Consider the following 24,444-nt stretch of genomic DNA (forward strand, 5'->3'; position numbering starts at 1 on the left):
ATCACCAGCAGTGATTTGTCTTTTACGCTTGATAAAACCGGTTTCCTTAGCCAAAGCATCCACTCTTTCAGGATGGATCAATGAAAGTAATTGTTCAAGCATGTCAAAATGATGGTTGATAGACATATAAAGAACTCCTTTCAAAAATGATGGTATGTATCTTTACCATCTTTTTGAAAGAAGTACACCTATTTCTTAAGTTGACAGCTATGGTGGCTTGAGCCGCTTCCCTCACTTCGTTCAGTCCAGGGTCTCAAGGCGCACGCCGATCCTCCGGGAGTCGCCGCCTTCCACTTACGATCAACTGGTGTCTTTTTTAAAACGTAGAACTATGATGCATTATTTTTTGAAAAAAGATAGAAAAGAAACCTGTAATAGCAGGAATTCTCTTCTATCTTAATTAGTTTGAAATTTATATCTAGAAAATACTTTATTTTCTTAGTTTACGGACCAAATCTTCGTCTGGTGTAACGAATACGGTTTTTTGTTCGAAGTAGATGACGAATCCGGGTTTTGCGCCGGATGGTTTTTTGACGTGCCGGATTCCTGTGTAGTCTACTGGAACAGATGATGACTCGCGTGCTTTGCTGAAGTAGGCGGATAGTGCGGCTGCTTCTTCGATTGTTTGAGCGTCTGGATCGGTGTCGTGTATGACGACGTGGGAGCCAGGTATGTCTTTTGTGTGTAGCCATATGTGATCGCGTGCTGCTAGTTTAAATGTTAGGTAGTCATTTTGTTTATTGTTTTTTCCGACTGAGATTGGGATGCCTGTGGAAGAAATGAAGGCTTCCGGTTTTGGTTTTTTCAGTTTTGCTTTCTTTTTGCTTCTGCGGGCACGCATAAATCCGAGTTCTATTAGTTCTTGACGTATTTCTTCTATATCGATTGGGGAAGCTTGGTAAACTTGCTGTTTAACCATTTCAAAGTATTCAATATCGTCTTTAGTCTTTTCAAGTTGTTCCGCAATCCGAATCAGTGCAGTTTTTGCTTTGGCATAACGCGAGAAAAAGCGTTGTGCGTTATCGATTGGTGATTTTCTTGGATCTAGCGGAATTGTGACAGTTGTGCCTTGTTCGTAGTAGTTTTCTACCGTCACTTCTTTATCACCTTTATGCAACTTATAGCTGTTTGCAGTTAACAGCTCTCCATATAGTTTTAGCGTGTCCAAGTCTTGTGCGGTTTCTTCCTCTTTTTGAAGCTTCTTTGTTTTGTTTTCTAGTTTTGCAATTTCATTCGATAACCAGCGTTCGAGGTCAATAGCTTGTGACTTCACACGTTCGCGTTCGGCTCTGGCAAAATATACTTTATCCAGCAAATCGCCAAGTGTAGAGAATGTTTGCGTTGTTCCTTCTGTATGTGTCAATTCAATGGCCGAAAATAGAGTTTTTTTGTCGTTTTCCACGACTGTTGGCTTCATAGTATCTACATGGAAGCTATTGAGAAACTCGCGCCAAATAGTAAAGGAAGGCTCATTTTGCTTTACGCGGTACAATAATTCAGCCGCAGTTAAAGGGGAGAAGCCCGCAAATTGTTTCACAATGTCTTTTGGTTCGTGAAGCGCTCCGACAAGTGTATTGAATTCTGTTTCTGTTACTTCAAACGGATCTAGTTTATCTTGTGGAGGTGCAGGAATATAGGGCTGTCCAGGTAAAACAGTACGATAACTATTAACGGAAGGCGGCAAGTGCTTCATGCTGTCGATAATCATATCGCGTGAAGCGTCAAGTAAAATCAGATTACTATGTCGCCCCATTATCTCAATAACTAGTTTTCGCTCGATTTGGTCACCCAATTCATTTCTCGCTTGTACACTAATATTCACAATTCGGTCATTCTCATGTTGTTCAATTGACGTAATCATCCCGCCTTCCAGCTGCTTTCGCAACACCATACAAAACAACGGTGGCTCAGGGGGATTCGTCAACACTTCTTCAGTCAACTGCAACCGTGAAAAAGAAGGATGCAAAGATACTAATAACTTATGATTTTTATTATTGGCTCGGATTTGAAAAATAATCTCCTGTGAATTCGGCTGATGAATCTTCGAAATCCGACCAGTTTTCAGTTGCTGCAGTTCGCTTACTATTGCTTTCGTAAATAAACCATCAAATGCCATACGGATTCCTCTTTCATTTCGTTTTGTTCCATTTTAGCACTCATCGTATGATTATGGTATAATATGAACAGATTGCACACATGGGCCTACGTAGTCTAACTAGACAAATCTTTATGAATTGTTCTTTCGATTCTAAATGTATTTATATGATATCTAGTTGATTGTAGTGGAAAGCGTCCACCTGGAAGGGAAATCAACGGGGCTATCTACTTTAATTGTCGTATGTATAGGTTATAATTAGGAATGGCGTGCTAATGAATACATAACAAAGAGGGATTACATGTACAAACATCGTGGACTACTAATTGTCCTTTCTGGTCCATCCGGCGTCGGAAAAGGAACTGTTCGGAAAGAATTATTCTCAAGCCCGGACACCAATTACGAATATTCCATCTCCATGACCACAAGAAACCCGCGTGAAGGGGAGGTCGACGGTGTCGACTACTTCTTCCGTTCAAAAGAAGTATTTGAAAAAATGATTGAAGAAGGAAAACTTCTCGAATACGCAGAATACGTAGGGAACTACTATGGAACACCACTTGACTATGTCAACGCAACATTAGACGCTGGTCGTGATGTTTTCCTAGAAATTGAAGTAGTCGGCGCAGCACAAGTACGTGAAAAAGTACCGAACGGCCTGTTTATTTTCTTAGCACCTCCAAGTTTAAGTGACCTAGAAAGTCGTTTGATTGGTAGAGGTACAGAAGCATCCGATATTATTGCAGACCGTGTATTGAAAGCAAGAGAAGAACTCGAAATGATGCACCTGTACGATTATGTAGTAGAGAACGACGAGGTCTCCAAAGCATGTGACCGGGTCAATGCGATTGTTACGGCAGAGCATTGCAGAAGAGAACGTGTGGAACAGAGATACTTACAGATGTTGGAGGGAGAATAAACTATGTTATATCCATCAGTTGATTCACTAAAGGGAAAAGTAGATTCTAAATACACGCTAGTCACACTGGCAGCTAAGCGAGCACGTGAGCTACAGGAAAAAGAAAATGAATTACTTCACTCATATCGTTCAGTGAAAAGTGTGGGCAGAGCGCTTGAAGAAGTAGCAGCAGGCGTTTTGATCAATGAAGCAGCAGATGAATCAATCATTTATGAAGATGAAGTTTGATTTGAAATAAAAAACAACTCCCTAAGAATTCAACCGTTCTCAGGGAGTTTATTATTTTCGGAAAGGAAATGAGTTTCATGAAGATAGATAATAAAAATATTTTACTCTGCGTAACAGGTGGTATTGCAGTATATAAAGCCGTTGCGCTTGTCAGCAAATTATCCCAAGCTGGAGCTAATGTAAAAGTCGTCATGACGGATTCAGCAAAAGAGTTTGTTCAACCATTATCCTTTCAAGTGATGTCACGCAATGATGTATATTTTGATACATTTGATGAAAAAGACTCTCGTGTCATTGCACATATCGATCTAGCGGACTGGGCCGATTTAGTGGTTGTAGCACCTGCTACCGCTAACGTAATTGGTAAGCTTGCAAACGGAATTGCCGACGATATGGTAACGACTATTTTACTAGCGACAGAAGCAGATGTGTGGATTGCACCTGCCATGAATGTACATATGTATGCGCACCCTGCCGTTATGCGTAATATTGACCAATTACACGCGGATGGCTATCAATTTATCGAACCTTCAGAAGGTTTTTTAGCTTGTGGTTATGTAGGTAAGGGTCGCTTAGAAGAACCTGAAAAAATTACTGAATTAATTCGCAACCACTTCAATGGAATTACTTATCAACCTTTGCGCGGCAAAAAAGTAGTCATTACAGCTGGACCGACACGTGAACGTATAGATCCCGTCCGCTATGTATCCAATTTTTCAAGTGGCAAGATGGGCTATGCAATGGCGGAAGCTGCACAGAAACTAGGTGCTACTACTGTGCTGATTTCAGGACCAGTCGAGCTACCGGTTCCTACTGGCGTTCAAGTGATATATGTAGAAAGTGCTGCAGAAATGTTTGATGCTGTAATTAGTCATTATGATGATGCTTCCATTGTGGTAAAGTCGGCAGCCGTTGCTGATTATCGTCCGAAAAATATTCATGGTCAGAAAATGAAGAAAAAAGATGGCGACGATGTACTCGAATTGGAACGGACAACTGATATCCTGAAAACATTAGGTCAGCGCAAAGAAAATCAATTATTAGTTGGTTTTGCTGCTGAAACTACAGATGTGATAGCTTACGGTCAAAAGAAACTGGAGTCTAAAAATCTGGATTACATTATTGTCAATGATGTGACTGACCCAGACGGCGGTTTCGGTAGTGACACGAATGTTGTGACATTACTTTCTAGAGAAGGAGAAGCAATCCCTTTTTCAGCAATGCCAAAAGATCTATTAGCCGAACGGTTATTTGAAATGATTATTCAGCAAGAAAGTAGTAAGCTGCATGATCGCTGAAGTCATTGTGGATGTAGCAGCCTATCCCATCGACCGTCCATTTGATTACGCAGTTCCTGTTGAGTGGGAACATGTGATGGAACCAGGCTTACGGGTTAAAGTTCCTTTTGGTCCGCGGAAAGTTGCGGGCTATGTTACAGCGATCAAAGAAGAGAGCGAGCTGGATAGTAACAAGATAAAACCACTAGCCGAAATTATAGATTTAGAACCGGTGTTATCTGCGGAGTTATTGGCACTGTCGAAGTGGGTGGCAACGGAAACGATCGCTTATGAAATCGATGCATTGCAAGTAATGTTACCCGCTGCTATGCGTGCTAAATATGAAAAGATTATGACCGTCATCAAACCGGATGAACTCACCGAATCATTTCGCGCATTTTTAGGTAACCGCCAGCAAATGACGTTAAAAGCAATTCAAGATGCTAATTTATTAAATGAAGTAAAGAAGTATAACGAACAGGGAATTGTTGAAATCGATACGGCGATCCAACAGAAAACTAAGATGAAAAAAGTACGTATGATTCATATACCGGATGCCACTCGACTTGAAACTGCATTGGAAGAAACGCATCCCAATGCTAAAAAACAACGTGAACTACTCAGCTGGTTATTGCTTCACCCGACAGAATCAGTAGAGGCGAGTAAGCTTCTCAATGAATCCGGTGTAGCATCGAGTGTACTGAAATCACTTGTAGATAAAGAGATAGTCGAGCAATCACAAGTCGAGGTGTATCGTGAGTTAGAATCACCAAAAATGAAGGATAGCGGTAAACCGGAACAGCTAACAGAAGAGCAACAAGTTGCGCTTTCTGCTATTGAACATTCGAGTGATAAGTATATTCAAGAGACGTTTTTACTTCATGGTATTACAGGAAGTGGAAAGACGGAAGTGTATTTGCAGGCCATCGACCATGTGTTAAAACAAGGTAAAGAAGCAATTGTATTAGTACCTGAAATTGCATTGACACCTCAAATGACGGCCCGGTTTAAAGGACGATTTGGAGAACTAGTAGCGGTCTTACACAGTGGTTTATCCGCTGGCGAAAAGTATGATGAATGGCGTCGGATCCATCGCGGCGAAGTAAAAGTTGCAATTGGCGCACGTTCAGCGGTATTTGCTCCTTTCACGAATTTGGGATTGTTGATCCTAGATGAAGAACATGAGTCTACGTACAAACAAGAAGAATCGCCAAGGTATCATGCACGAGATGTAGCCATTTGGCGAGCAGAATATTATCAATGTCCTGTTATCTTAGGTAGTGCGACACCTTCACTGGAGTCTTATGCCCGGGCTTCCAAAGGGGTATATTCCTTGTTAACCCTTTCAAAACGAGCGAAGAATCAAGCGTTGCCGAGTGTTGAAGTGGTAGATATGCGTGAAGAGCTGAAAGCAGGAAACCGCTCTATGTTTTCTATTGCACTCGCTGAAGGCATTCGCGAACGATTGGCACGCAAAGAACAAATTGTTTTGCTGTTAAATAAACGTGGCTTTTCGAGTTTTGTTCTCTGTCGTGATTGCGGCACGGTTGTTGAATGCCCAAACTGCGATATTTCATTAACCTATCACCGCGCAAGCGAAAGTCTGAAATGTCACTATTGTGGTCATGAAGAACGGGTACCACTTGAATGTCCTGAATGTACAAGCGAGCATATTCGTTTCTTTGGGACAGGAACACAAAAAGCACAAGAAGAACTATATAAATTAGTACCTGAAGCACGCGTTATTCGGATGGATATTGATACGACAAATACTAAAGGTGCTCATGAGCGTTTGTTGCATGATTTTGGAGAAGGAAAAGCAGATATTTTACTTGGTACTCAAATGATTGCCAAAGGGCTTGATTTTCCACGCATCACTCTTGTAGGTGTATTGGCTGCCGATACATCTCTCCATTTAGCCGACTTTCGGGCTGCTGAGAAGACATTCCAGCTTTTAACACAAGTGAGTGGTAGAGCAGGACGTGATCAGTTACCGGGTGAAGTGGTCATTCAGACATATGACCCTGAGCATTATGCAATTGAGTTATCTAAGACACAGAATTACGTGCCTTTTTATGATATGGAGATGGATAGAAGGCGAATGCTTGGCTATCCACCCTACTATTATGTGACGGTTGTACAGTTCAGTCATGAAGATGTATTAAAAGCTGCAGACTATGCACATAAAGGCACTGCATTTATGGCGGAGCGTCTATCACAGGGAACGGTCATCATTGGACCAACAGCTGCGGCAATCAGTCGCCTCAACAATAGATATCGTTATCAAAGTTTGATAAAATACAAACAAGAACCTGCACTAATTCCGGTTCTGCAACAACTTTTGAAACACTACAAAACAAGTTGGGCAAAAGACGGTTTGGTTATGTCAATTAACCGTGAACCAACATCGATCTTTTAACCTTTCGATAAAGAAATGAGGAAATTATTTTGACTATATTAGAAATCGTTAGGCATCCATCACCTATCCTGACGACTCCATGCGAGGAAGTTACTGTATTTGATGAAAAACTGGGTGTTTTACTAGATGATATGTACGAAACAATGGTAGAGCATGACGGCGTGGGGATAGCAGCTCCGCAAGTGGGCAAATCTATACGTGCAGCCATTGTAGACTTCGATGAAGAACAAGAAATTATTGAAATGATCAATCCTGTCGTTACGGCAATTGGAGGATCTGAAGTAGAAGTCGAGGGGTGCTTAAGTTTCCCAGGACTATTCGGAGAAGTAGAACGTCCTTTCCACGTGAAGATTGAAGCACAAGAACGGGACGGCAGTTTATATGAATTAGAAGCAGAAGGTTACGAAGCACGGGCAATCTTACATGAAATCGACCATTTGAATGGTATTCTATTCGATAAAAAGATTACACGCGTGGTTGATCCATCTGAATTTGAAGACGATGACGAAGAGGAGGATGACGAATGACGAAAATCATTTTCATGGGAACTCCTGAATTTTCTGTAGGTGTTTTGACGATGCTACATAATGAAGAATATGAAATTCTTGCAGTCGTAACACAACCAGATCGTCCAGTAGGCCGTAAGCGTGTATTGACACCACCTCCTGTAAAGGAAGAAGCAGTACGCTTGGGATTGCCTGTTATTCAGCCGGAAAAGCTGAAAGGTTCTGCGGAGTTACAGGAAATTCTTGACCTCCAACCGGACTTGATCGTAACGGCTGCATTCGGTCAATTGCTTCCGAATGAACTACTCGAAGCACCAAAATTTGGTTGTATAAATGTTCATGCTTCTTTATTGCCTAACTATCGTGGTGGTGCACCCATTCATCAGGCGGTTATGGATGGTCAGACAGAAACGGGCGTTACGATCATGTATATGGCAGAGAAGTTGGATGCGGGGGATATCATTTCGCAAGTCATTACACCAATTGAAGAGACTGATGATACAGGTACGATGTTTACAAAATTGTCCAAAGCAGGTACTGCATTATTAAAAGAAACATTACCATCCATCCTTGCTGGTACAAATGAGCGTATAGTACAGGATGAGACGCAAGTGACATTTGCCAGAAACATCTCAAGAGAACAAGAGCGAATTGATTGGACAAGTTCAGCACGTTCAATATATAACCAAGTACGAGGGTTACATCCGTGGCCAGTCGCTTATACGAAGTTTTCCGGTGACCAAGTGAAAATTTGGTGGACTCAGCTGGAGGAGCAATTATCTGATGCAACGCCCGGAGAAATTGTCGGTCTGGAAAAAGATCGTATTATAGTACAAACAGGTGAAGGCACTATAGCCATTACAGACTTACAACCAGCAGGTAAAAAACGAATGACGGCCACCGTTTTCTTAAATGGAATCGGAGCAAAATGGCAAGTAGGAGACAAATTCGAATGACAAATTATAAAAAGAAGATTTGGCGAGGTAATGTACGCGATGCAGCATTATCAATGTTAATGCAAATTGAAGAAGAGCAAGCTTACAGTAATTTATTGCTCCATAAAACGATTGAAATCTATGATCTTCAACTAAAAGACCGTGCATTATTGACAGAGTTAACATACGGTACGTTACAGCAGCAAATGACGCTTGATTATTATTTAGCACCGTTTGTGAGAGGGAAATTGCAGCCATGGGTTCGGCAGTTACTTCGTCTGTCTGTCTATCAAATCATTTATCTATCTAAAATACCTGAGCACGCGATTGTTAACGAAGCAGTGAAAATTGCCAATAAGCGAGGCCATAAAGGCGTTTCGTCCATGGTTAACGGTATTCTTCGCTCAATCTACCGTGAAGGTGTACCTTCATTAGATGAAATTGAAGATCCGATTACTCGTTTATCAATTGAGACTAGTCACCCGGAGTGGTTGATTCGAAGATGGATTGAGCAATACGGCATGGAAGAAGCTACCGCAGCCGCAGTAGTCAATAATCAACCACCTATCACAACTGCTCGAATCAATAGAACCAAAACGAATATTGGTGAAGTCATTGGCTTACTAAAAAAAGAAGGGATTACTGCAATAGCGGGTACTCTTTCAGATAGTAGTATCCAAGTGGAGTCAGGAAATCTGGCTTCTACAGAAGTATTCAAACAAGGGTTGTTGACGATTCAAGATGAAAGCTCTATGCTACCTGCCATTGCATTGCAAGTAGAACCGGGTATGCGCGTATTGGATATGTGTGCTGCGCCAGGTGGTAAAACTACTCATATAGCAGAGCGTATGAAAGATGAAGGGGAAATTCAGGCACATGATCTGCATGCACATAAATTACGTTTAATTGAGCAAAATGCAGAACGACTTGGATTGAGTTCCATTCATACAAATAGTGGAGATAGTAGGGAATTATTGAAAACATACGAACCTCAATCTTTTGACCGCGTATTAGTAGATGCGCCGTGTAGTGGATTAGGGGTTATTCGTAGAAAGCCTGAAATCAAATACAAAAAAACTATTAAAGATATTGAAAATCTTACAGTCATTCAAAAAGAACTACTTGAAGTTGCTAGTCAACTAGTGAAGAAGGATGGTCTTTTAGTTTATAGTACATGCACAATCGATAAGTCCGAAAACGAAGAGATTGTAGAATGGTTCTTGAGAGAGCAACCAGACTTTGTACTAGTTCCACTCCATATTCTTGAGAATGAAACGAAGAATGGCTACTTACAGATTTTACCTCATGATCATCAAAGTGACGGTTTCTTTGTCGCGACGTTAAAAAGAATCAACTAACCAGACCAATTGGAATGGAGGGTAGCCCATGGAGTATGAAATACGCTCTGATACAGGACGGAAACGAACAGTAAATGAAGATGAAGCTGCGGTATTCGTTCATTCTGAAAAACAGACGATACTCGCGGTGGTTGCAGACGGAATGGGTGGTCACAAAGGTGGAGATTACGCTAGTGCCACAGCTGTACGGATGATAGGCGAGCAATTCATGTCTGCTGACAGGGACGTAGTATCGGAGCAGGACTGGGTCGACTTGCTGTATGACGCAGTAGTGGATGTTAATCAGTTTTTATTCATAACTGCTCAAGAAGATGACACGTATAAAGGCATGGGAACTACACTAGATCTTGCATTGATCTTGGACGATCAATGCATCGTCTTTCACGTAGGAGATAGCCGGATTTATCAAGTAACAGGCAAAGCGATTCGTCAAATAACAAAAGATCATTCTTTTGTAAATGTGTTGATTGATAGTGGAGAAATTACGGAGCAGGAAGCCGAAGTACATCCGCAACGAAATTGGATTATGAAAGCTGTGGGCTCTGAGAAGTCTATCGTACCTGACCGTTATTCGTTTCCATTATTAGCCCACTCCTTTTTGCTACTCTGCACAGACGGTTTAAGCAATAAAATCGAAAAGGAAACAATGCTTGATATTATGTTGCACGAAAGTTCGTTGGCAGAAAAAGCAGACAAATTTATAGAACTAGCGAATCATCGCGGTGGTGAAGATAATATTACAGTTATACTATTGGCGATTCCTGAAATCGAGGTGACTCACGTATGATTGGAAAACGAATTGGTAAACGTTACGAAATTATTCGGGTCATCGGTGATGGGGGAATGTCCAGAGTGTACTTGGCGCATGATGTAATACTGGACCGCGATGTAGCGATTAAAGTACTACATTATGACTTTGCCAATGAAGAGGAGTTAAAAAAACGATTTCAGCGGGAAGCGCTATCCGCGACGAGCCTGACACATTCACATATTGTAAATATCTTTGATGTCGGCCAAGAAGATGAACTCCATTACTTGGTGATGGAATACATAGCCGGCAAAACACTGAAAGACTATATTCATACTCATGGTGCATTGTCGGCAGAACATGCAGTGTCAATTATGCAACAGCTTGTCTCCGCCATATCACATGCGCACCATAATGGCATTGTGCATCGTGATATTAAACCTCAAAATGTGTTAATGAATGGTGAAGACGATGTGAAAATAACAGACTTCGGAATTGCGATGGCTTTAAATTCCACAGCGCATACGAAGACGAACTCTGTAATTGGAACGGTCCATTATTTGTCCCCTGAACAAGCCAGAGGCGGTATGGCTACGAAACGATCAGATATATATTCACTAGGTATCGTATTTTATGAATTACTTACAGGGGAGCTACCTTTTTCTGCAGAGACTGCGGTGGCAATTGCGTTGAAGCATTTACAAGAAGAAACGCCATCTGTGCGTGATCAATTTCCTGACATCCCTCAGAGCGTAGAAAACGTTATTTTAAAAGCTACTGCTAAAGATGCAATCTATCGATACGCTACCGCAGATGATATGTATGATGACTTACTAACCGTTTTATCTGCTGATCGATTGAATGAAAGTAAATTCGCCTTGCCTTTTGATGATGATAAAACCATGGCTATTCCTGTAATTAAAGATGTACCGAAATCTGTCGTTGCAGAAGATACTATGAAAATTAATCCAGTACAAACTGAGCCGGTAAGTCCTGTGAAAAAGAAAAAGAAAAAGAAGAAATGGCCATTTATTTTAATCGGTAGTATTCTATTGATTTCTTTACTCGTAATCGTACTGGTTATGTTGATGAAACCTAAAGAAATTATCGTGCCTCAAGTAGTTGGGGAAGAAGAACTTGCAGCTACAGAGATACTTGAAAAAGAAGGCTTTGTTATAGATGAACGTTTTGAAGAGACGTCCGATGAATATACAATGGGTCAAGTAACGAAAACAGTACCTGAAGCGGGGAAGAAGCGCAAAGAGGGCGATGGTGTCAAAATATTTGTCAGTACAGGAAAAGATACGATGATTCTGAGCGATTATACAGGACGTAACTTTGAAGCGACTAAACGCTTTTTAGAAGGTTACGGATTTTTGCCCATTGAATTGGTCGAAGTTTATGCTGATGAACCAAAAGGTACGATCATTAGTCAACAACCTGAAGCTGATCAACCAGTCATTCCTGAAGAAACAGAATTAATCTTCACAGTAAGCAAAGGAAAAGAGCTCCAATCATTGGATGATCTATCGGGCATGTCTGCAAAACAGTTGGAGGATTATGCTAAGAGAACTGGATTGAAAATTCATATCGTTAGCGAAGAATTCTCGGACAAAGTGTCAAAGGGACATGTAGTTTCTCAAAAACCTTCTAAAGGCGAAAAAATGGAAAAGGGACAAAGAGTGGATGTCGTGGTGTCAAAAGGACCTGCTTCTAAGCCGGTCAAACTATTGGTAAAAAACATTACCATTCCATATGAAACCCCTGAAGAACCAATAGAAGAGGACAGTACAAATGGTGAAATAGATACCGATAACAATCCTCAAACAAAACCTGAGCCAGAACTAATTCCGCAAAAAATTCAAATTTATGTACAAGATCGTACACACACAATGAATGATCCAATAGAAGAATTTGAAATTACGGAAGATACAACACGCAAGATTACCATTGAACTTCAAGAAGGTGATCGTGGTGGATATAAAATCATGCGAGATCAAACAGTTATTGAAGAAAATAAGTATGACTATAAAGATTTAGAATAGAGGAGGAGTTCGATGGCAGAAGGCCAGATTCGAAAAGCCATCAGTGGTTTTTATTATGTAGAGCATAATGGTGAATTGATTCAATGCAAAAGTCGTGGAGTGTTCCGACTCAAGAAAATTAATCCGTTGGTAGGAGATTTTGTTACGTATGTACCAGATGGAAACAATGATGCAACGATTACGGAAGTTCATCCGAGAAAAAGCGAATTAGTCAGACCGCCAATTGCGAACGTAGATCAAGCACTTTTGGTTTTTTCAGTTGTTGAACCGGATATGAGTCTCCGTTTACTCGATCGTTTCTTGACAGTTATTGAATCTCATCAGTTGGAACCAATTTTATATATTTCCAAAGAAGATATCGCGAACACGAAAAAGCTAGAAGACAATGAAGTGAATCTAGCTTATTATCAAAAAATAGGGTATACCATCTTGCGTAATATCGATCATGAAGATTCATTACTTGAAACGCTTCGCCCGTATTTCAGTGGCAAAACCACTGTACTTGCCGGCCAGTCAGGAGTGGGGAAATCCACATTATTAAATACGATTTTGCCTGAATTGCAATTAAAAACAGGTGTGATATCTGATGCACTTGGTCGCGGAAAACATACTACGCGCCACGTAGAGTTACTTGAAGTAGCCGATGGATTGGTCGCCGATACGCCTGGATTCAGTTCATTAGATTTTGAACATATCGAAAAAGAAGAGCTGAGAGACTATTTTGTGGAGATTTCAGAAGCCGGTGAAAGTTGTAAATTCAGAGGTTGCCTCCATATGAAAGAACCAGGCTGTGCAGTGAAAGCGCAGGTAGAGCAAGGAATAATTTCAGAAGGTCGTTATAAAAACTATATGTTATTTTTGCAAGAAATTATGGATAGAAAGCCGAGGTACTAAGTATGATAAAAATTGCACCGTCTATTTTAGCAGCAAACTTTGCAAAACTTGGAGAAGAAGTGAAGGAAGTAGAGAAAGCAGGAGCAGAACTGATTCATATCGATGTAATGGATGGACATTTTGTTCCGAATATTACGATGGGACCAATCGTGGTTGAAGCGTTACGTCCGTTGACTGAATTACCACTTGATGTCCATTTGATGATCGAGAATCCTGACGCCTATATTGAGGACTTTGCGAAAGCAGGTGCTGATTATATTACGGTACATGTGGAAGCTTGCCCTCACCTGCATAGAACTTTGCAGTTGATCAAATCGACGGGTGTGAAACCAGGTGTCGTATTGAATCCGCATACGCCAATTGAGCAAATCATGCATGTCCTCGAAGATATTGACATGGTATTGTTTATGACGGTTAATCCAGGTTTTGGCGGTCAGTCGTTTATCCATTCCGTTGTACCCAAAGTGAAACAACTCGCTGAACTCATCAAAGAGCGCAATCTCTCCATTGAAATTGAGATCGATGGTGGAATTAACGAAGAAACTATTAAGCCTTGCGTAGAGGCTGGTGCGACAATATTTGTAGCGGGATCTGCAATTTATAGTAAAGAAGACCGTGCTAAAGCGCTACAAGCTATTAAGTCTGCAGGCGAGAGTGTGATGGCAAAATGAAATACGCCATCGTGTGTGCAGCAGGTCCTATAGAAGAAGTGGTCGACTTAGCTGAATACGATCAAGAAGATACGGTGTATATCGGTGTAGACCGGGGTGCATTGTATTTATTGGAAAAAGGGATTCAGCCCACTGAAGCGGTTGGTGATTTTGACTCTGTAACAGAAGAACAGTTTGAGAAAATCAATTCGAATGTAGAAATTGTCCATCGTGCAAATGAAGATAAAGATGAGACAGATACGGAACTTGCTGTGCAGCGAGCGCTTTCATATGAACCAGATTATATTATTTTAACAGGCGTGACGGGTGGTCGTTTGGATCACTTACAGTCCGCATTGCATTTATTGTATCGTATGCAATCGAAAAATCATAAAGTGAAATTCAAAATACACAATACCACAAATGATATTCGTGTCATGCTTCCTGGTGTGAGACGTGTAAAGAAGGATGTACGCTATCCTTATACATCCTTTTTCTCGTTTGGCCCCGTCGTGACAGGGCTGACGTTGACAGGATTCAAGTATGAAACGGTGAATGAACGATTGGAAATCGGCGTTACTCGCTTTACGAGTAATGAAACAGTGGCGGATGTTTGTACTATCTCTTTCCGTGAGGGCATATGCTTAATGGTAAGGAGTTCAGATTCCTGAAAGGAGTTGGGGATTTGCGAGTATATACATTCACATTGCCGAAGTTTGTCAGTAACATTGTGAGAAAGTGCGCAGTAGCTTTCCAAAAGGACAGCCGTACGAAATCAACCGTTGCTGCCAATCCAAAAGCCGGCAAGACAAAAAAACGCAAAAAAGAAAAATCACAAAGCGCCTAAGTGGTGCTTTGTGTTTTTTCTTTTTGTAAAGGCAAAAAAGCGCCTTTACGGCAATTCCTCCAACATCTGTCGAGGCTACCGAGGCGCTTTCAGCTTTAAACCATATCTAGCTTCAGACGGCAACCGCTCGGGACACTTCAGGCTAGAAGATAAAGGCAAAACCCGCCTTTATTTTCTAGCCCTCCAGTGCCTGTCGCGGCTAATCGCCGTCTTCAGCTTTTAATTATATCCAGCTTCAAGCGCCAGCCTCTTGGAATGTTTCAAAATTGCCATAAAGGCAAAAAAGCGCCTTTACGGCAATTCCTCCAACATTTGTCGAGGCTACCGAGGCGCTTTCAGCTTTTAATTATACTCGTTGTACTTTGCCTGATTTAAGAGCTCTTGCAGATACCCAAACGCGTTTAGGTTTGCCGTCTATTAGGATTCTAACTTTTTGAAGGTTAGCGCCCCAAGTGCGCTTGCTAGAGTTCAGAGCGTGTGAACGAGTGTTACCAGCACGAGCTTTTCGTCCAGTTATAACACATTGTTTAGCCATTTTAGTTCCTCCTCGTGAATTATTTAGCGATTCACGTTACAATTCGCATACCATAGTACTTTATCATAAGCGTTGAATCGATGCAACAATTTATTTTGATACTTTCAAGGTTTTTTCCTTTACACTATCTTTTAAGGGTTTCAATACTTTCATTCTTGATGAATTACCGTATAATGTACGTATGATGTGTCTAGGGATGGGGAGGAGAAGAGGAATGTCAATCGAACTTAAAAATGAGCATGGAACGATAGATATTACGAATGATGTAATTGCACAAGTAGTCGGTGAGGCTGCGGTCGAGTGTTATGGAATTGTGGGGATGGCTTCCAAACACCAAATTCGCGATGGGCTTACGGAAATCCTCCGCAAAGAAAACTTTTCTCGTGGCGTGATTGTGCGTAACGAAGGTGATGCATTCCATATTGATATCTACGTTATTATGAGCTATGGCACGAAAATTACTGAAGTAGCCTATCAAGTACAATCAAAAGTGCAATATATAGTGAAAACGACGTTGGGACTATCAGTGAGTTCTATAAATATTTTTGTTCAGGGTGTTCGTGTAACGAACGTGTAAAAGGAGGCCTTCAAGTCAATGACTTCAATTAATGGATTGCAATTTGCGAAGATGGTAGAAATGGGTTCGCATCATCTTCATCAAAATGCGGATTATGTGGATTCTTTAAATGTGTTCCCGGTGCCAGATGGTGATACGGGAACGAATATGAATTTATCCATGACATCCGGCGCGAAAGAAACAGAAAGAAATGCACAAGAACATATTGGTTTGACTGCACAGGCATTCTCAAAAGGATTGCTTATGGGTGCACGCGGAAATTCAGGTGTGATTTTATCCCAGTTATTCAGAGGATTTAGTAAGCAAATTGAAAAAGAAGCAGACGTAAACGTAAAACAATTTGCAGAAGCGCTGAAGTACGGTGTCGATACAGCTTATAAAGCTGTAATGAAGCCTGTAGAAGGAACTATTTTGACGGTTGCCAAAGATGCTGCCAATGCGGCAGTGGAACATATTGAAGATGCGTCTGATTTAATTGCTTTGCTGGAAATCATTGTGGAAGAGGCTAAAGCTTCATTGAAACGCACGCCTGATCTATTGCCTGTTTTGAAAGAAGTTGGCGTAGTAGACAGTGGTGGACAAGGTCTTGTTTATGTTTATGAAGGGTTTTTGGCGTGTCTAAAAGGTGAAGAATTACCTGAAAAGGTAGTTATGCATTCAATGGATGACTTAGTGAATACCGAGCATCATCGTAGTATACAGGGCTTTATGAACTCAGAAGACATCGAGTTTGGCTACTGTACAGAATTCATGGTCAAACTGGACTCAGATAAGCTTTTGGATCAACCTTTTGATGAAGCTGTATTCCGACAAGACTTAAGCAAGCTGGGTGATTCATTGCTTGTTATTTCAGATGATGAAGTAGTAAAAGTACATATCCACACAGAGGAACCAGGAGACGCTTTGTCTTACGGACAGAAGTATGGATCGTTAACAAAGATGAAAATCGATAATATGCGTGAACAACATAGCGATATTATGGATCGAGATGAAGTGTCAACACAGAGACCGACTCAACACAAATATGCGATTGTAACCGTTTCGATGGGTAAAGGAATTGCTGAGCTTCTAAAGAGTATCGGAGCATCTGCAGTGATTGAAGGTGGTCAGACGATGAATCCTTCTACAGAGGATATAGTCAAAGCCATTCAAGAAATTGGTGCGGAGAAAGTATTGATTTTGCCAAACAATAAAAATATTATAATGGCGGCTGAACAAGCAGCTGAAGTATTGGATATTCAAGCGGCGGTTGTGCCGACGACATCCGTACCAGAAGGCTTAGCAGCTATTTTGGCATTCAACCCGGAAGCGACAGTAGAGAAGAATGCCCAAACGATGTTACAAGCATCTTCTTCTATAAAAACCGGACAAGTTACTTACGCAGTTCGTGATACATCGATTGATGGCATAACTATCCGTAAAGATGATTTCATGGGACTCGCTCAAGGGAAAATTACTAGCTCCAATCCTTCATTGGAAGATGTGGCAAAGAACTTAATATCTTCCATGATTGATGAGGAAGATGAAATTGTCACGATTATTTATGGTGAAGACGTGACGACTGAAGAAGCGGAAAAAGTCAGTAGCTATATTGAAGAACAATTTGATCATATCGATATAGAATTATATGCTGGAAAACAACCGCTTTATCCATACATTATATCTGTAGAATAAACACATCACGTTGTCCTGTAAGTGGGGCAACGTTTTTATTTTCCTGTCTTTTCATGGTAAACTTAAAAGAAGAACATCCGTTTTCTAACTTGATATGGGGAGGAGGTAGATTTCGTATGGAAAACATTTTGAACAATAGTGTCGGAACTGTAAAAGGAATAGGTAAAGCAACGACAGAGCAATTTGGGAAATTAGGGATTTTGACGATCGAAGACTTGCTGTATACATTCCCATACCGCCATGAAGATTTTCGTATGAAAGACTTGACTGAAACACCGCATGGCGAACGCGTCACTGTGGAAGGACGAGTCGAGTCCGAACCTGCAGTTTTTTATTCCGGAAAAAATCGTTCAAGAATGCAGGTCCGTTTATTAGTCGGTCATCATTTGATAAAAGCTGTATTTTTCAATCAGCATTATTTAAAGGATCGTCTGCTTCCAGGGATGCAAATTAATGTTACTGGGGCGTGGGACCGTGGACGTCAGGTGATTACGGTCAATCGTTTACATACTGGCGAGCAAACTGACTTCGAGCCGGTGTATAGTTTAAAAGGAATTATGCATCAAAAAACATTCAGGCGCTACATGCGAACTGTAATCGATCTAACAGCGCAATATGTAAAAGAAACGTTGCCACAAGAGATACTCAGTATGTACAAATTACCTTCTATTTCACAAGCTTTAGAAATGGTCCATTTCCCGACTACGCCTGAAGATGTCAAGCATGCTCGTAGACGCTTTGTTTATGAAGAACTATTACTATTTCAATTAAAGATTCAAGGCATGAAAAAATTACGTAAAGAGCAGGAAAAAGGACTTGTTATTCAATACGATCTAGATTTGCTGAAAAAGTTCATCAGTACATTGCCGTTTGAACTAACAAATGCACAAAAACGTGTAGTGAATGAATTATGCGCGGAACTGAAATCACCGCTGCGAATGAATCGTTTACTGCAAGGAGATGTGGGCTCAGGAAAGACGGCTGTAGCAGCTATAGCCTTGTATGCGGCGGTTACGGCGGGTTTTCAAGGAGCATTGATGGCACCAACTGAAATTTTGGCTGAGCAGCATGCCGAATTATTGGCCAATTGGTTTGAACCTTTCGGTGTTACTGTCGCTTTTCTAGCTGGATCTACTAAAGCGAAAGCGAGAAAAGAGTTGCTGGAACGTTTGCAGGTCGGAGAGATTGACTTGCTGATTGGAACGCACGCACTCATCCAACCTGAAGTGCAGTTTCATAAACTAGGCTTTGTCGTGACAGATGAGCAACACCGTTTCGGCGTGCAACAACGTCGTGTCTTGCGTGATAAAGGTTTAAATCCTGATGTGCTATTCATGACAGCCACACCTATTCCGAGAACACTGGCAATTACGGTATTCGGTGAAATGGATGTGTCTATCTTAGATGAATTGCCGGCGGGTCGGAAAGAAATTGAAACACATTGGCTGAAAGAAGATTCTTTAATACCCGTGCTACAAAAGATGGAAAAAGAGTTGCGGGCAGGAAGACAAGCCTATGTCATTTGTCCTTTGATCGAGGAATCAGATAAATTGGATGTCCAAAATGCAGTGGAAGTACACGCGGAACTAAGTAATTATTTTGGTGGTCGCTATACGGTAGGCCTAATGCATGGTCGTTTGCCTTCGACTGAAAAGGATCAAGTCATGCGGGAGTTCAGTGAAGGACAGTTGAACATACTCGTTTCAACGACTGTTGTAGAAGTTGGCGTCAATGTCCCGAACGCAACCTTCATGCTAATTTACGATGCGACTAGATTCGGTCTTGCCCAGCTACATCAACTTAGGGGACGTGTAGGACGTGGTTCTGATCAATCATACTGTGTATTGCTTGCGAATCCATCTTCAGAAGAAGGCAAGATGCGTATGCAGTCAATGACGGAAACAAACGATGGATTTATTCTGGCTGAGAAGGATTTGGAGTTACGGGGTTCAGGCGATATTTTCGGCAAGAAACAAAGCGGGATGCCAGAATTTAAAATGGCTGATTTGGTCCATGATATTAAAGTGCTCACTATAGCACGTGATGATGCGGAACGGTTATTGAATTCGGATGCATTTTGGACAGGCAACGAGTACGCTACTTTACGTGAACGGCTTGAGCAATCAGGTGCACTCACTGATAAGAGGATAGATTGATAGCTGTACAACTAGTATTTTCTATTCCTCTTGCAATCTGTTTTAGCTCTTTATATACTTAGTGTTAATACCAAGTGCTAATCTGGAGGGGTGTAGTAATTGAAAGTTCCTAAACATGAGAGGCAACAATTACTCGTAACGCTACTTGAAGAAGATCCATTTCTGACGGACGAGGACATTGCCCAGCATTTCTCCGTGAGTATCCAAACCGTCAGACTTGATCGAATGGAATGCCGTATCCCAGAGTTGAGAGAGCGGTTGAAATCGGTAGCGTCACAACAAATATTAGGTACAGTAAAATCCATGCAAACAGAAGAGATCTTTGGTGAAATTATCGATGTGGAATTAGATAATAAAGCACTTTCGATCTTCGACGTCACGGAAGCACATGTCTTCAAGAGAAATGGTATTGCCAGAGGACATCATTTATTTGCACAAGCGAATTCATTGGCTGTTGCGGTTTTGGATGATGATCTGGCTTTGACTGTCCGTTCTTCGCTTCATTTCCAAAAACCGGTGAGGGCGGGAGATCGTGTGGTATCTCGTGCCATAGTGCGTAAGGAAACCTTAAAAAATAAAAGTACGATCGTCGATGTTCTGTCAACAGTAGAGAGTGAGCCTGTTTTCTCAGGAGAGTTTCAGATGTATCGTACGACAAAAAAAGGTAGGTAAGTACAGATGATTATTGCAGTAGACGCAATGGGTGGAGATAATGCTCCTGGAGAGATTGTTAAAGGAGTAATACAGAGCCTTCATGCATTTGATGACATCAAGATACATATATTTGGTGATGAGCAAAAAATGGCACCATTCCTCGAACCGCATCCACGCCTTCAAGTTGTGCACTGCTCGGAAATCATTGAACCGGATGATGAACCTGTGCGCGCAATTCGAAAGAAAAAAGATGCTTCCATGGTACGTATGGCGCAGGCGGTAAAAGATGGTGAGGCACAGGCGTGTGTGTCAGCGGGTAATACGGGTGCGCTCATGTCAGCAGGACTCTTTATCGTGGGACGCTTAGATGGCATCCAAAGACCGGCACTGGCACCGACCTTGCCTACGATTGATGGTAGTGGTTTTGTTTTGCTAGATGTGGGAGCGAATTCAGATAGTAAACCATCTCAGCTAGCGCAGTTTGCAATTATGGGCAGCATCTATGCAGAAAAAGTGCGCGGTATTGAAAAACCCCGTGTTGGATTATTAAATATCGGCACAGAGGCTGGTAAAGGGAATGAGCTAACGAAACTCGCTTATGCCGAGTTGCAAGCTGCACCAGTCAACTTCATCGGTAACGTGGAATCACGTGACTTGTTAAATGGTGTGGCTGATGTCGTGGTCACGGATGGCTTTACAGGGAATATGGTGCTGAAAACGATTGAAGGAACTGCAATGAATGTGTTTTCCATGATTAAAGACGTATTTATGTCATCATTGAAAACCAAGCTTGCGGCAGGATTAGTTAAAGATGATCTTAAAGGATTAAAAAAGAAAATGGATTACTCGGAATACGGTGGAGCAGGATTGTTTGGTCTGAATCAACCCGTCATCAAAGCGCATGGTTCATCCAACGCTAATGCACTTTTCAATGCAGTTCGCCAAGCGAGAACCATGGTACAATACCAAGTATGCGAAAAGATTAAAGAAACAATCGGAGAGGAAGAGGAATCTTGAGTAAACTGGCATTTGTTTTCCCAGGACAAGGCTCTCAAGCCGTGGGGATGGGTAAAGAATTCACAGAGAAGAATGAGTCGTCTAAGCAGTTTATGCAGAAAGCAGATGAAGCGCTTGGTTTCGAACTGAGTAAATTAATACTTGAAGGTCCGCAAGATGAGTTGACGTTGACTTATAATGCGCAACCCGCTTTACTAACTGTGGGTGCGATGATCGCGGCACGTTTGGAGCAAGAAGGCATTATACCTGATTATTCAGCAGGACACAGTCTGGGTGAGTATACAGCGCTTGTTGAATCTAAGGTACTTTCGTTCGAAGATGCAGTGGTCGCTGTTCATAAGCGTGGTCTATATATGAATGAAGCAGTACCTGCAGGCAAAGGTGCAATGGCAGCCATACTTGGCATGGATCGCGAAGTCTTGGAATCGATTACGGCCAATATCACAGAGTCAGGACATCCAGTACAAGCAGCAAACTTAAACTGCCCTGGACAAATTGTTATTTCAGGTGCGAAAGTTGGCGTGGATAAAGCATGTATAGCTTTAAAAGAAGCGGGTGCAAAACGTGCATTGCCATTGAATGTCAGTGGACCGTTCCACTCTATACTCATGGAACCGGCTGCCGAAGAATTACAAAAAACGCTTGAAGCTATCGATATGAAGGATGCAGAAATTCCGGTCATTGCAAACGTTACTGCAGATGAAGTAACGAAGCAGGATGAAATAAAAAAATTATTGGTAGAGCAACTTTACTCTCCTGTACGTTGGGAAGAGTCTATTGAAAAGCTACTTGAACTTGGTGTTACTCGTTTCGTAGAGTGTGGACCAGGAAAAGTATTGAGCGGGTTGATCCGTAAAATAGATCGTACAGCTAAAGTGTACCCGGTTTATGATGAAGAAACGCTTGAGAAGTTGCTAGAAGAGGCGAAAGGGTGGTCATGATGGGAAGGTTTGATGGAAAAACAGCAGTCGTCACAGGAGCTTCTAGAGGGATTGGACGCACTGTTGCTTTACGCTTGGCTTCAGAAGGTGCAAAAGTAGTTGTCAATTATAGCGGTAGTCAAGACAAAGCGGAAACCGTAGCGGCAGAAATACGTTCGGCGGGTGGAGAAGCACTCGTCATTCAAGCAAATGTATCGGATGCTGATCAAGTGAAAGCTATGATGGACGAGACGATCAAACATTTCAGAAGTATTGATATCCTTGTCAATAATGCTGGCATTACGCGAGATAACTTATTAATGCGCATGAAGGAAGATGAGTGGGATGATGTGTTATCCATTAATCTAAAAGGCGTATTCTTATGTACTAAAGCTGTCACACGTCAAATGATGCGTCAGCGTTCAGGAAGAATCGTCAACCTCGCTTCCGTTGTAGGCGTTGTTGGAAATGTAGGACAAGCAAATTATGTGGCGGCAAAAGCGGGCGTCATTGGTTTGACTAAAACGACAGCAAGAGAATTGGCGGCACGTAATATTTTAGTGAATGCTGTAGCACCAGGATTTATCACAACAGATATGACGGATGAATTGGGCGATGACATGAAAGAACAACTATTGTCAACGATTCCTTTAGGTAAGCTTGGAAGTGCTGAAGATGTAGCGAGCACTGTCGCTTTCTTACTATCCGATGAAGCAAAATATATTACCGGTCAGACCATCAATGTAGATGGTGGTATGGTGATGTAATTGATCTACTTCTTTGAAAGCGCTATTTATGGTTGCGTAACAAGGGGACTAACCCCTATAATTCAATAGTAGCTAATGAGCCGATTTGGCCTTGAGAGGAGGTGACTATGTTGTCAACAGTACTTGAGCGCGTAACAAAAGTAGTTGTCGACCGTCTAGGTGTCGATGAAAGCGAAGTAAAACCTGAAGCTTCTTTCCGTGAGGATCTTGGAGCTGATTCACTAGATGTAGTAGAACTTGTTATGGAATTTGAAGATGAGTTTGAAACGGAAATTTCTGATGATGATGCAGAGAAAATTGCAACTGTCGGAGATGCAGTAACGTATATTACAGCAAAAGTAGGCGAATGATCTTTTAGGTGAGACACTTTCTTCCTTTCATCTGAAAAGAAGAAAGCGTCTCTTTTCGCTTTAAAGCGCATATATAAAATTAATAGATGAGAGGCAGAGTAGTTTATGAAAAATAAAAGAACATCGAAAGATCAAGCATCCCATCCTGCATTGCCACAAGCTGTACGCGAGAAATTCACCATGCTACAGCAAGAACTAGGCGTTCAATTTGAAGATGAGAATCTATTGTACAATGCATTTACCCACTCATCCTATGTCAATGAACACCGTCGCAAGAAGTTTTCCGATAATGAACGATTGGAATTCCTTGGAGATGCTGTTTTGGAACTTGGAGTATCAAAGTTTTTATTCCGCACAGAACCTGCAAAAAGCGAAGGGGAACTTACGAAACTTCGTGCAGCGATTGTATGTGAGCCATCACTTGTTAAGTTTTCGAATGAATTAAACTTCGGTGATTATATTCTTCTTGGTAAGGGGGAAGAATTGACTGGTGGAAGAATGCGTCCAGCATTACTTGCGGATGTGTTTGAAGCATATATCGGTGCGCTCTACTTGGATCAGAGCATGGAAGTCGTTGAAGAGTTTCTAAAACGAATCGTTTTTCCGAAAATTAGTATCGGAGCTTTTTCGCATGTGACAGATTATAAAAGTCGCCTGCAAGAGTTAGTGCAGCAAAAAAATAACGGACCTCTTCAGTACGAAGTCATAGAAGAAAAAGGTCCTGCACATGCGAAAAAGTTTGTTACCGTAGTCAATCTCAATGATCAACAACTTGGAAAAGGAATAGGTAAATCCAAGAAAGAAGCGGAACAGGAAGCTGCCCGTCGTGCGATTGAACATTTATCGATGCAGACAAACGAAGGGGAGAACTAA

General features: G+C 41.5%; 24 protein-coding genes. 22 read left to right on the forward strand and 2 right to left on the reverse strand.

Going from position 1 to position 24,444, the window contains the following annotated elements; genetic code table 11:
- Nucleotides 1-430 precede the first annotated feature (430 nt).
- Nucleotides 431-2,116: an Rqc2 family fibronectin-binding protein gene (locus tag Q7P97_RS08205; protein WP_303968737.1), complete on the reverse strand. Its 1,686-nt coding sequence runs from the start codon at nt 2,114-2,116 to the stop codon at nt 431-433.
- A 280-nt stretch (nt 2,117-2,396) separates the two neighbouring features.
- Here Q7P97_RS08205 and gmk point away from each other — a divergent pair, with 280 nt between their 5' ends.
- The 13 genes from gmk to spoVM all read left to right on the forward strand — a co-directional run bounded on the left by gmk (nt 2,397) and on the right by spoVM (nt 14,921).
- Nucleotides 2,397-3,014: a guanylate kinase gene (gene gmk / locus Q7P97_RS08210; protein ID WP_085428594.1), complete on the forward strand. Its 618-nt coding sequence runs from the start codon at nt 2,397-2,399 to the stop codon at nt 3,012-3,014.
- A 3-nt stretch (nt 3,015-3,017) separates the two neighbouring features.
- On the forward strand, nt 3,018-3,242 hold the full coding sequence (rpoZ, locus tag Q7P97_RS08215; RefSeq protein WP_085428595.1) for a DNA-directed RNA polymerase subunit omega: 225 nt from the start codon (nt 3,018-3,020) through the stop codon (nt 3,240-3,242).
- 77 nt (nt 3,243-3,319) lie between these two features.
- Nucleotides 3,320-4,540 carry a bifunctional phosphopantothenoylcysteine decarboxylase/phosphopantothenate--cysteine ligase CoaBC gene (gene coaBC / locus Q7P97_RS08220; protein ID WP_303968738.1) on the forward strand — a complete coding sequence of 407 codons (1,221 nt, stop codon included), beginning with the start codon at nt 3,320-3,322 and terminating at the stop codon, nt 4,538-4,540.
- A complete protein-coding gene (gene priA, locus Q7P97_RS08225) occupies nt 4,530-6,938 on the forward strand; it encodes a primosomal protein N' (RefSeq protein WP_303968739.1) in 2,409 nt (802 codons plus the stop codon). The genes coaBC and priA overlap by 11 nt, the downstream gene beginning before the upstream one ends.
- A 29-nt stretch (nt 6,939-6,967) precedes the next feature.
- Nucleotides 6,968-7,465: a peptide deformylase gene (def, locus tag Q7P97_RS08230; RefSeq protein WP_303968740.1), complete on the forward strand. Its 498-nt coding sequence runs from the start codon at nt 6,968-6,970 to the stop codon at nt 7,463-7,465.
- Nucleotides 7,462-8,400 carry a methionyl-tRNA formyltransferase gene (fmt, locus tag Q7P97_RS08235; RefSeq protein WP_303968741.1) on the forward strand — a complete coding sequence of 313 codons (939 nt, stop codon included), beginning with the start codon at nt 7,462-7,464 and terminating at the stop codon, nt 8,398-8,400. The genes def and fmt overlap by 4 nt, the downstream gene beginning before the upstream one ends.
- Nucleotides 8,397-9,737, forward strand: a complete 1,341-nt coding sequence (gene rsmB / locus Q7P97_RS08240) for a 16S rRNA (cytosine(967)-C(5))-methyltransferase RsmB (RefSeq protein ID WP_303968742.1) — start codon at nt 8,397-8,399, stop codon at nt 9,735-9,737. Before fmt ends, rsmB begins: the two co-directional genes overlap by 4 nt.
- A 28-nt stretch (nt 9,738-9,765) precedes the next feature.
- A complete protein-coding gene (locus tag Q7P97_RS08245; protein WP_303968743.1) occupies nt 9,766-10,524 on the forward strand; it encodes a Stp1/IreP family PP2C-type Ser/Thr phosphatase in 759 nt (252 codons plus the stop codon).
- Nucleotides 10,521-12,530 carry a Stk1 family PASTA domain-containing Ser/Thr kinase gene (gene pknB / locus Q7P97_RS08250; protein ID WP_303968744.1) on the forward strand — a complete coding sequence of 670 codons (2,010 nt, stop codon included), beginning with the start codon at nt 10,521-10,523 and terminating at the stop codon, nt 12,528-12,530. Before Q7P97_RS08245 ends, pknB begins: the two co-directional genes overlap by 4 nt.
- 12 nt (nt 12,531-12,542) lie before the next feature.
- A complete protein-coding gene (gene rsgA, locus Q7P97_RS08255) occupies nt 12,543-13,424 on the forward strand; it encodes a ribosome small subunit-dependent GTPase A (RefSeq protein WP_303968745.1) in 882 nt (293 codons plus the stop codon).
- A gap of 2 nt (nt 13,425-13,426) precedes the next feature.
- Nucleotides 13,427-14,095 (forward strand): ribulose-phosphate 3-epimerase, encoded by a 669-nt coding sequence (gene rpe / locus Q7P97_RS08260; RefSeq protein ID WP_303968746.1) that lies wholly within the window; start codon nt 13,427-13,429, stop codon nt 14,093-14,095.
- Complete coding sequence (locus Q7P97_RS08265; protein ID WP_303968747.1) at nt 14,092-14,745, forward strand: thiamine diphosphokinase; 654 nt, start codon at nt 14,092-14,094, stop codon at nt 14,743-14,745. The genes rpe and Q7P97_RS08265 overlap by 4 nt, the downstream gene beginning before the upstream one ends.
- 14 nt (nt 14,746-14,759) lie before the next feature.
- Nucleotides 14,760-14,921, forward strand: a complete 162-nt coding sequence (spoVM, locus tag Q7P97_RS08270) for a stage V sporulation protein SpoVM (RefSeq protein ID WP_303968748.1) — start codon at nt 14,760-14,762, stop codon at nt 14,919-14,921.
- Between the two features lie 346 nt (nt 14,922-15,267).
- On the opposite strand, the gene rpmB is transcribed toward spoVM, so the two are convergent.
- Nucleotides 15,268-15,456 (reverse strand): 50S ribosomal protein L28, encoded by a 189-nt coding sequence (gene rpmB / locus Q7P97_RS08275; protein ID WP_303968749.1) that lies wholly within the window; start codon nt 15,454-15,456, stop codon nt 15,268-15,270.
- Nucleotides 15,457-15,670: 214 nt separating this feature from the next.
- Between rpmB and Q7P97_RS08280 the strand changes: the two genes are divergently transcribed.
- From Q7P97_RS08280 to rnc, 9 genes are all read left to right on the forward strand, one after another.
- Nucleotides 15,671-16,033 (forward strand): Asp23/Gls24 family envelope stress response protein, encoded by a 363-nt coding sequence (locus Q7P97_RS08280; protein WP_303968750.1) that lies wholly within the window; start codon nt 15,671-15,673, stop codon nt 16,031-16,033.
- 18 nt (nt 16,034-16,051) lie between these two features.
- Complete coding sequence (locus Q7P97_RS08285; RefSeq protein WP_303968751.1) at nt 16,052-17,707, forward strand: DAK2 domain-containing protein; 1,656 nt, start codon at nt 16,052-16,054, stop codon at nt 17,705-17,707.
- 116 nt (nt 17,708-17,823) lie between these two features.
- A complete protein-coding gene (gene recG / locus Q7P97_RS08290) occupies nt 17,824-19,863 on the forward strand; it encodes an ATP-dependent DNA helicase RecG (protein WP_303968752.1) in 2,040 nt (679 codons plus the stop codon).
- A gap of 99 nt (nt 19,864-19,962) precedes the next feature.
- Nucleotides 19,963-20,535 carry a transcription factor FapR gene (fapR, locus tag Q7P97_RS08295; protein ID WP_085428610.1) on the forward strand — a complete coding sequence of 191 codons (573 nt, stop codon included), beginning with the start codon at nt 19,963-19,965 and terminating at the stop codon, nt 20,533-20,535.
- A gap of 6 nt (nt 20,536-20,541) precedes the next feature.
- On the forward strand, nt 20,542-21,534 hold the full coding sequence (gene plsX, locus Q7P97_RS08300; protein WP_085428611.1) for a phosphate acyltransferase PlsX: 993 nt from the start codon (nt 20,542-20,544) through the stop codon (nt 21,532-21,534).
- Nucleotides 21,531-22,475, forward strand: a complete 945-nt coding sequence (fabD, locus tag Q7P97_RS08305) for an ACP S-malonyltransferase (RefSeq protein WP_303968753.1) — start codon at nt 21,531-21,533, stop codon at nt 22,473-22,475. The genes plsX and fabD overlap by 4 nt, the downstream gene beginning before the upstream one ends.
- On the forward strand, nt 22,475-23,221 hold the full coding sequence (gene fabG / locus Q7P97_RS08310; RefSeq protein WP_303968775.1) for a 3-oxoacyl-[acyl-carrier-protein] reductase: 747 nt from the start codon (nt 22,475-22,477) through the stop codon (nt 23,219-23,221). Before fabD ends, fabG begins: the two co-directional genes overlap by 1 nt.
- A gap of 110 nt (nt 23,222-23,331) precedes the next feature.
- Nucleotides 23,332-23,571 carry an acyl carrier protein gene (locus tag Q7P97_RS08315; protein ID WP_085133672.1) on the forward strand — a complete coding sequence of 80 codons (240 nt, stop codon included), beginning with the start codon at nt 23,332-23,334 and terminating at the stop codon, nt 23,569-23,571.
- A 105-nt stretch (nt 23,572-23,676) separates the two neighbouring features.
- A complete protein-coding gene (rnc, locus tag Q7P97_RS08320) occupies nt 23,677-24,444 on the forward strand; it encodes a ribonuclease III (RefSeq protein ID WP_303968754.1) in 768 nt (255 codons plus the stop codon).

The sequence above is a fragment of the Sporosarcina ureae genome (assembly GCF_029267015.1).
Taxonomy (GTDB): Bacteria; Bacillota; Bacilli; order Bacillales_A; family Planococcaceae; genus Sporosarcina; species Sporosarcina ureae_D.

What these genes read in the sequence shown, in the direction of transcription:
- rsmB (WP_303968742.1), top strand. Translation starts at nt 8,397, where the DNA reads ATGACAAATTATAAAAAGAAGATTTGGCGAGGTAATGTACGCGATGCA.
- pknB (WP_303968744.1), top strand. Translation starts at nt 10,521, where the DNA reads ATGATTGGAAAACGAATTGGTAAACGTTACGAAATTATTCGGGTCATC.
- fmt (WP_303968741.1), top strand. Translation starts at nt 7,462, where the DNA reads ATGACGAAAATCATTTTCATGGGAACTCCTGAATTTTCTGTAGGTGTT.
- Q7P97_RS08205 (WP_303968737.1), bottom strand. Translation starts at nt 2,116, where the DNA reads ATGGCATTTGATGGTTTATTTACGAAAGCAATAGTAAGCGAACTGCAG.
- Q7P97_RS08245 (WP_303968743.1), top strand. Translation starts at nt 9,766, where the DNA reads ATGGAGTATGAAATACGCTCTGATACAGGACGGAAACGAACAGTAAAT.
- Q7P97_RS08285 (WP_303968751.1), top strand. Translation starts at nt 16,052, where the DNA reads ATGACTTCAATTAATGGATTGCAATTTGCGAAGATGGTAGAAATGGGT.
- rsgA (WP_303968745.1), top strand. Translation starts at nt 12,543, where the DNA reads ATGGCAGAAGGCCAGATTCGAAAAGCCATCAGTGGTTTTTATTATGTA.
- recG (WP_303968752.1), top strand. Translation starts at nt 17,824, where the DNA reads ATGGAAAACATTTTGAACAATAGTGTCGGAACTGTAAAAGGAATAGGT.
- plsX (WP_085428611.1), top strand. Translation starts at nt 20,542, where the DNA reads ATGATTATTGCAGTAGACGCAATGGGTGGAGATAATGCTCCTGGAGAG.
- fabG (WP_303968775.1), top strand. Translation starts at nt 22,475, where the DNA reads ATGGGAAGGTTTGATGGAAAAACAGCAGTCGTCACAGGAGCTTCTAGA.
- rpoZ (WP_085428595.1), top strand. Translation starts at nt 3,018, where the DNA reads ATGTTATATCCATCAGTTGATTCACTAAAGGGAAAAGTAGATTCTAAA.
- gmk (WP_085428594.1), top strand. Translation starts at nt 2,397, where the DNA reads ATGTACAAACATCGTGGACTACTAATTGTCCTTTCTGGTCCATCCGGC.
- rpe (WP_303968746.1), top strand. Translation starts at nt 13,427, where the DNA reads ATGATAAAAATTGCACCGTCTATTTTAGCAGCAAACTTTGCAAAACTT.
- rnc (WP_303968754.1), top strand. Translation starts at nt 23,677, where the DNA reads ATGAAAAATAAAAGAACATCGAAAGATCAAGCATCCCATCCTGCATTG.
- priA (WP_303968739.1), top strand. Translation starts at nt 4,530, where the DNA reads ATGATCGCTGAAGTCATTGTGGATGTAGCAGCCTATCCCATCGACCGT.
- rpmB (WP_303968749.1), bottom strand. Translation starts at nt 15,456, where the DNA reads ATGGCTAAACAATGTGTTATAACTGGACGAAAAGCTCGTGCTGGTAAC.
- Q7P97_RS08265 (WP_303968747.1), top strand. Translation starts at nt 14,092, where the DNA reads ATGAAATACGCCATCGTGTGTGCAGCAGGTCCTATAGAAGAAGTGGTC.
- Q7P97_RS08280 (WP_303968750.1), top strand. Translation starts at nt 15,671, where the DNA reads ATGTCAATCGAACTTAAAAATGAGCATGGAACGATAGATATTACGAAT.
- coaBC (WP_303968738.1), top strand. Translation starts at nt 3,320, where the DNA reads ATGAAGATAGATAATAAAAATATTTTACTCTGCGTAACAGGTGGTATT.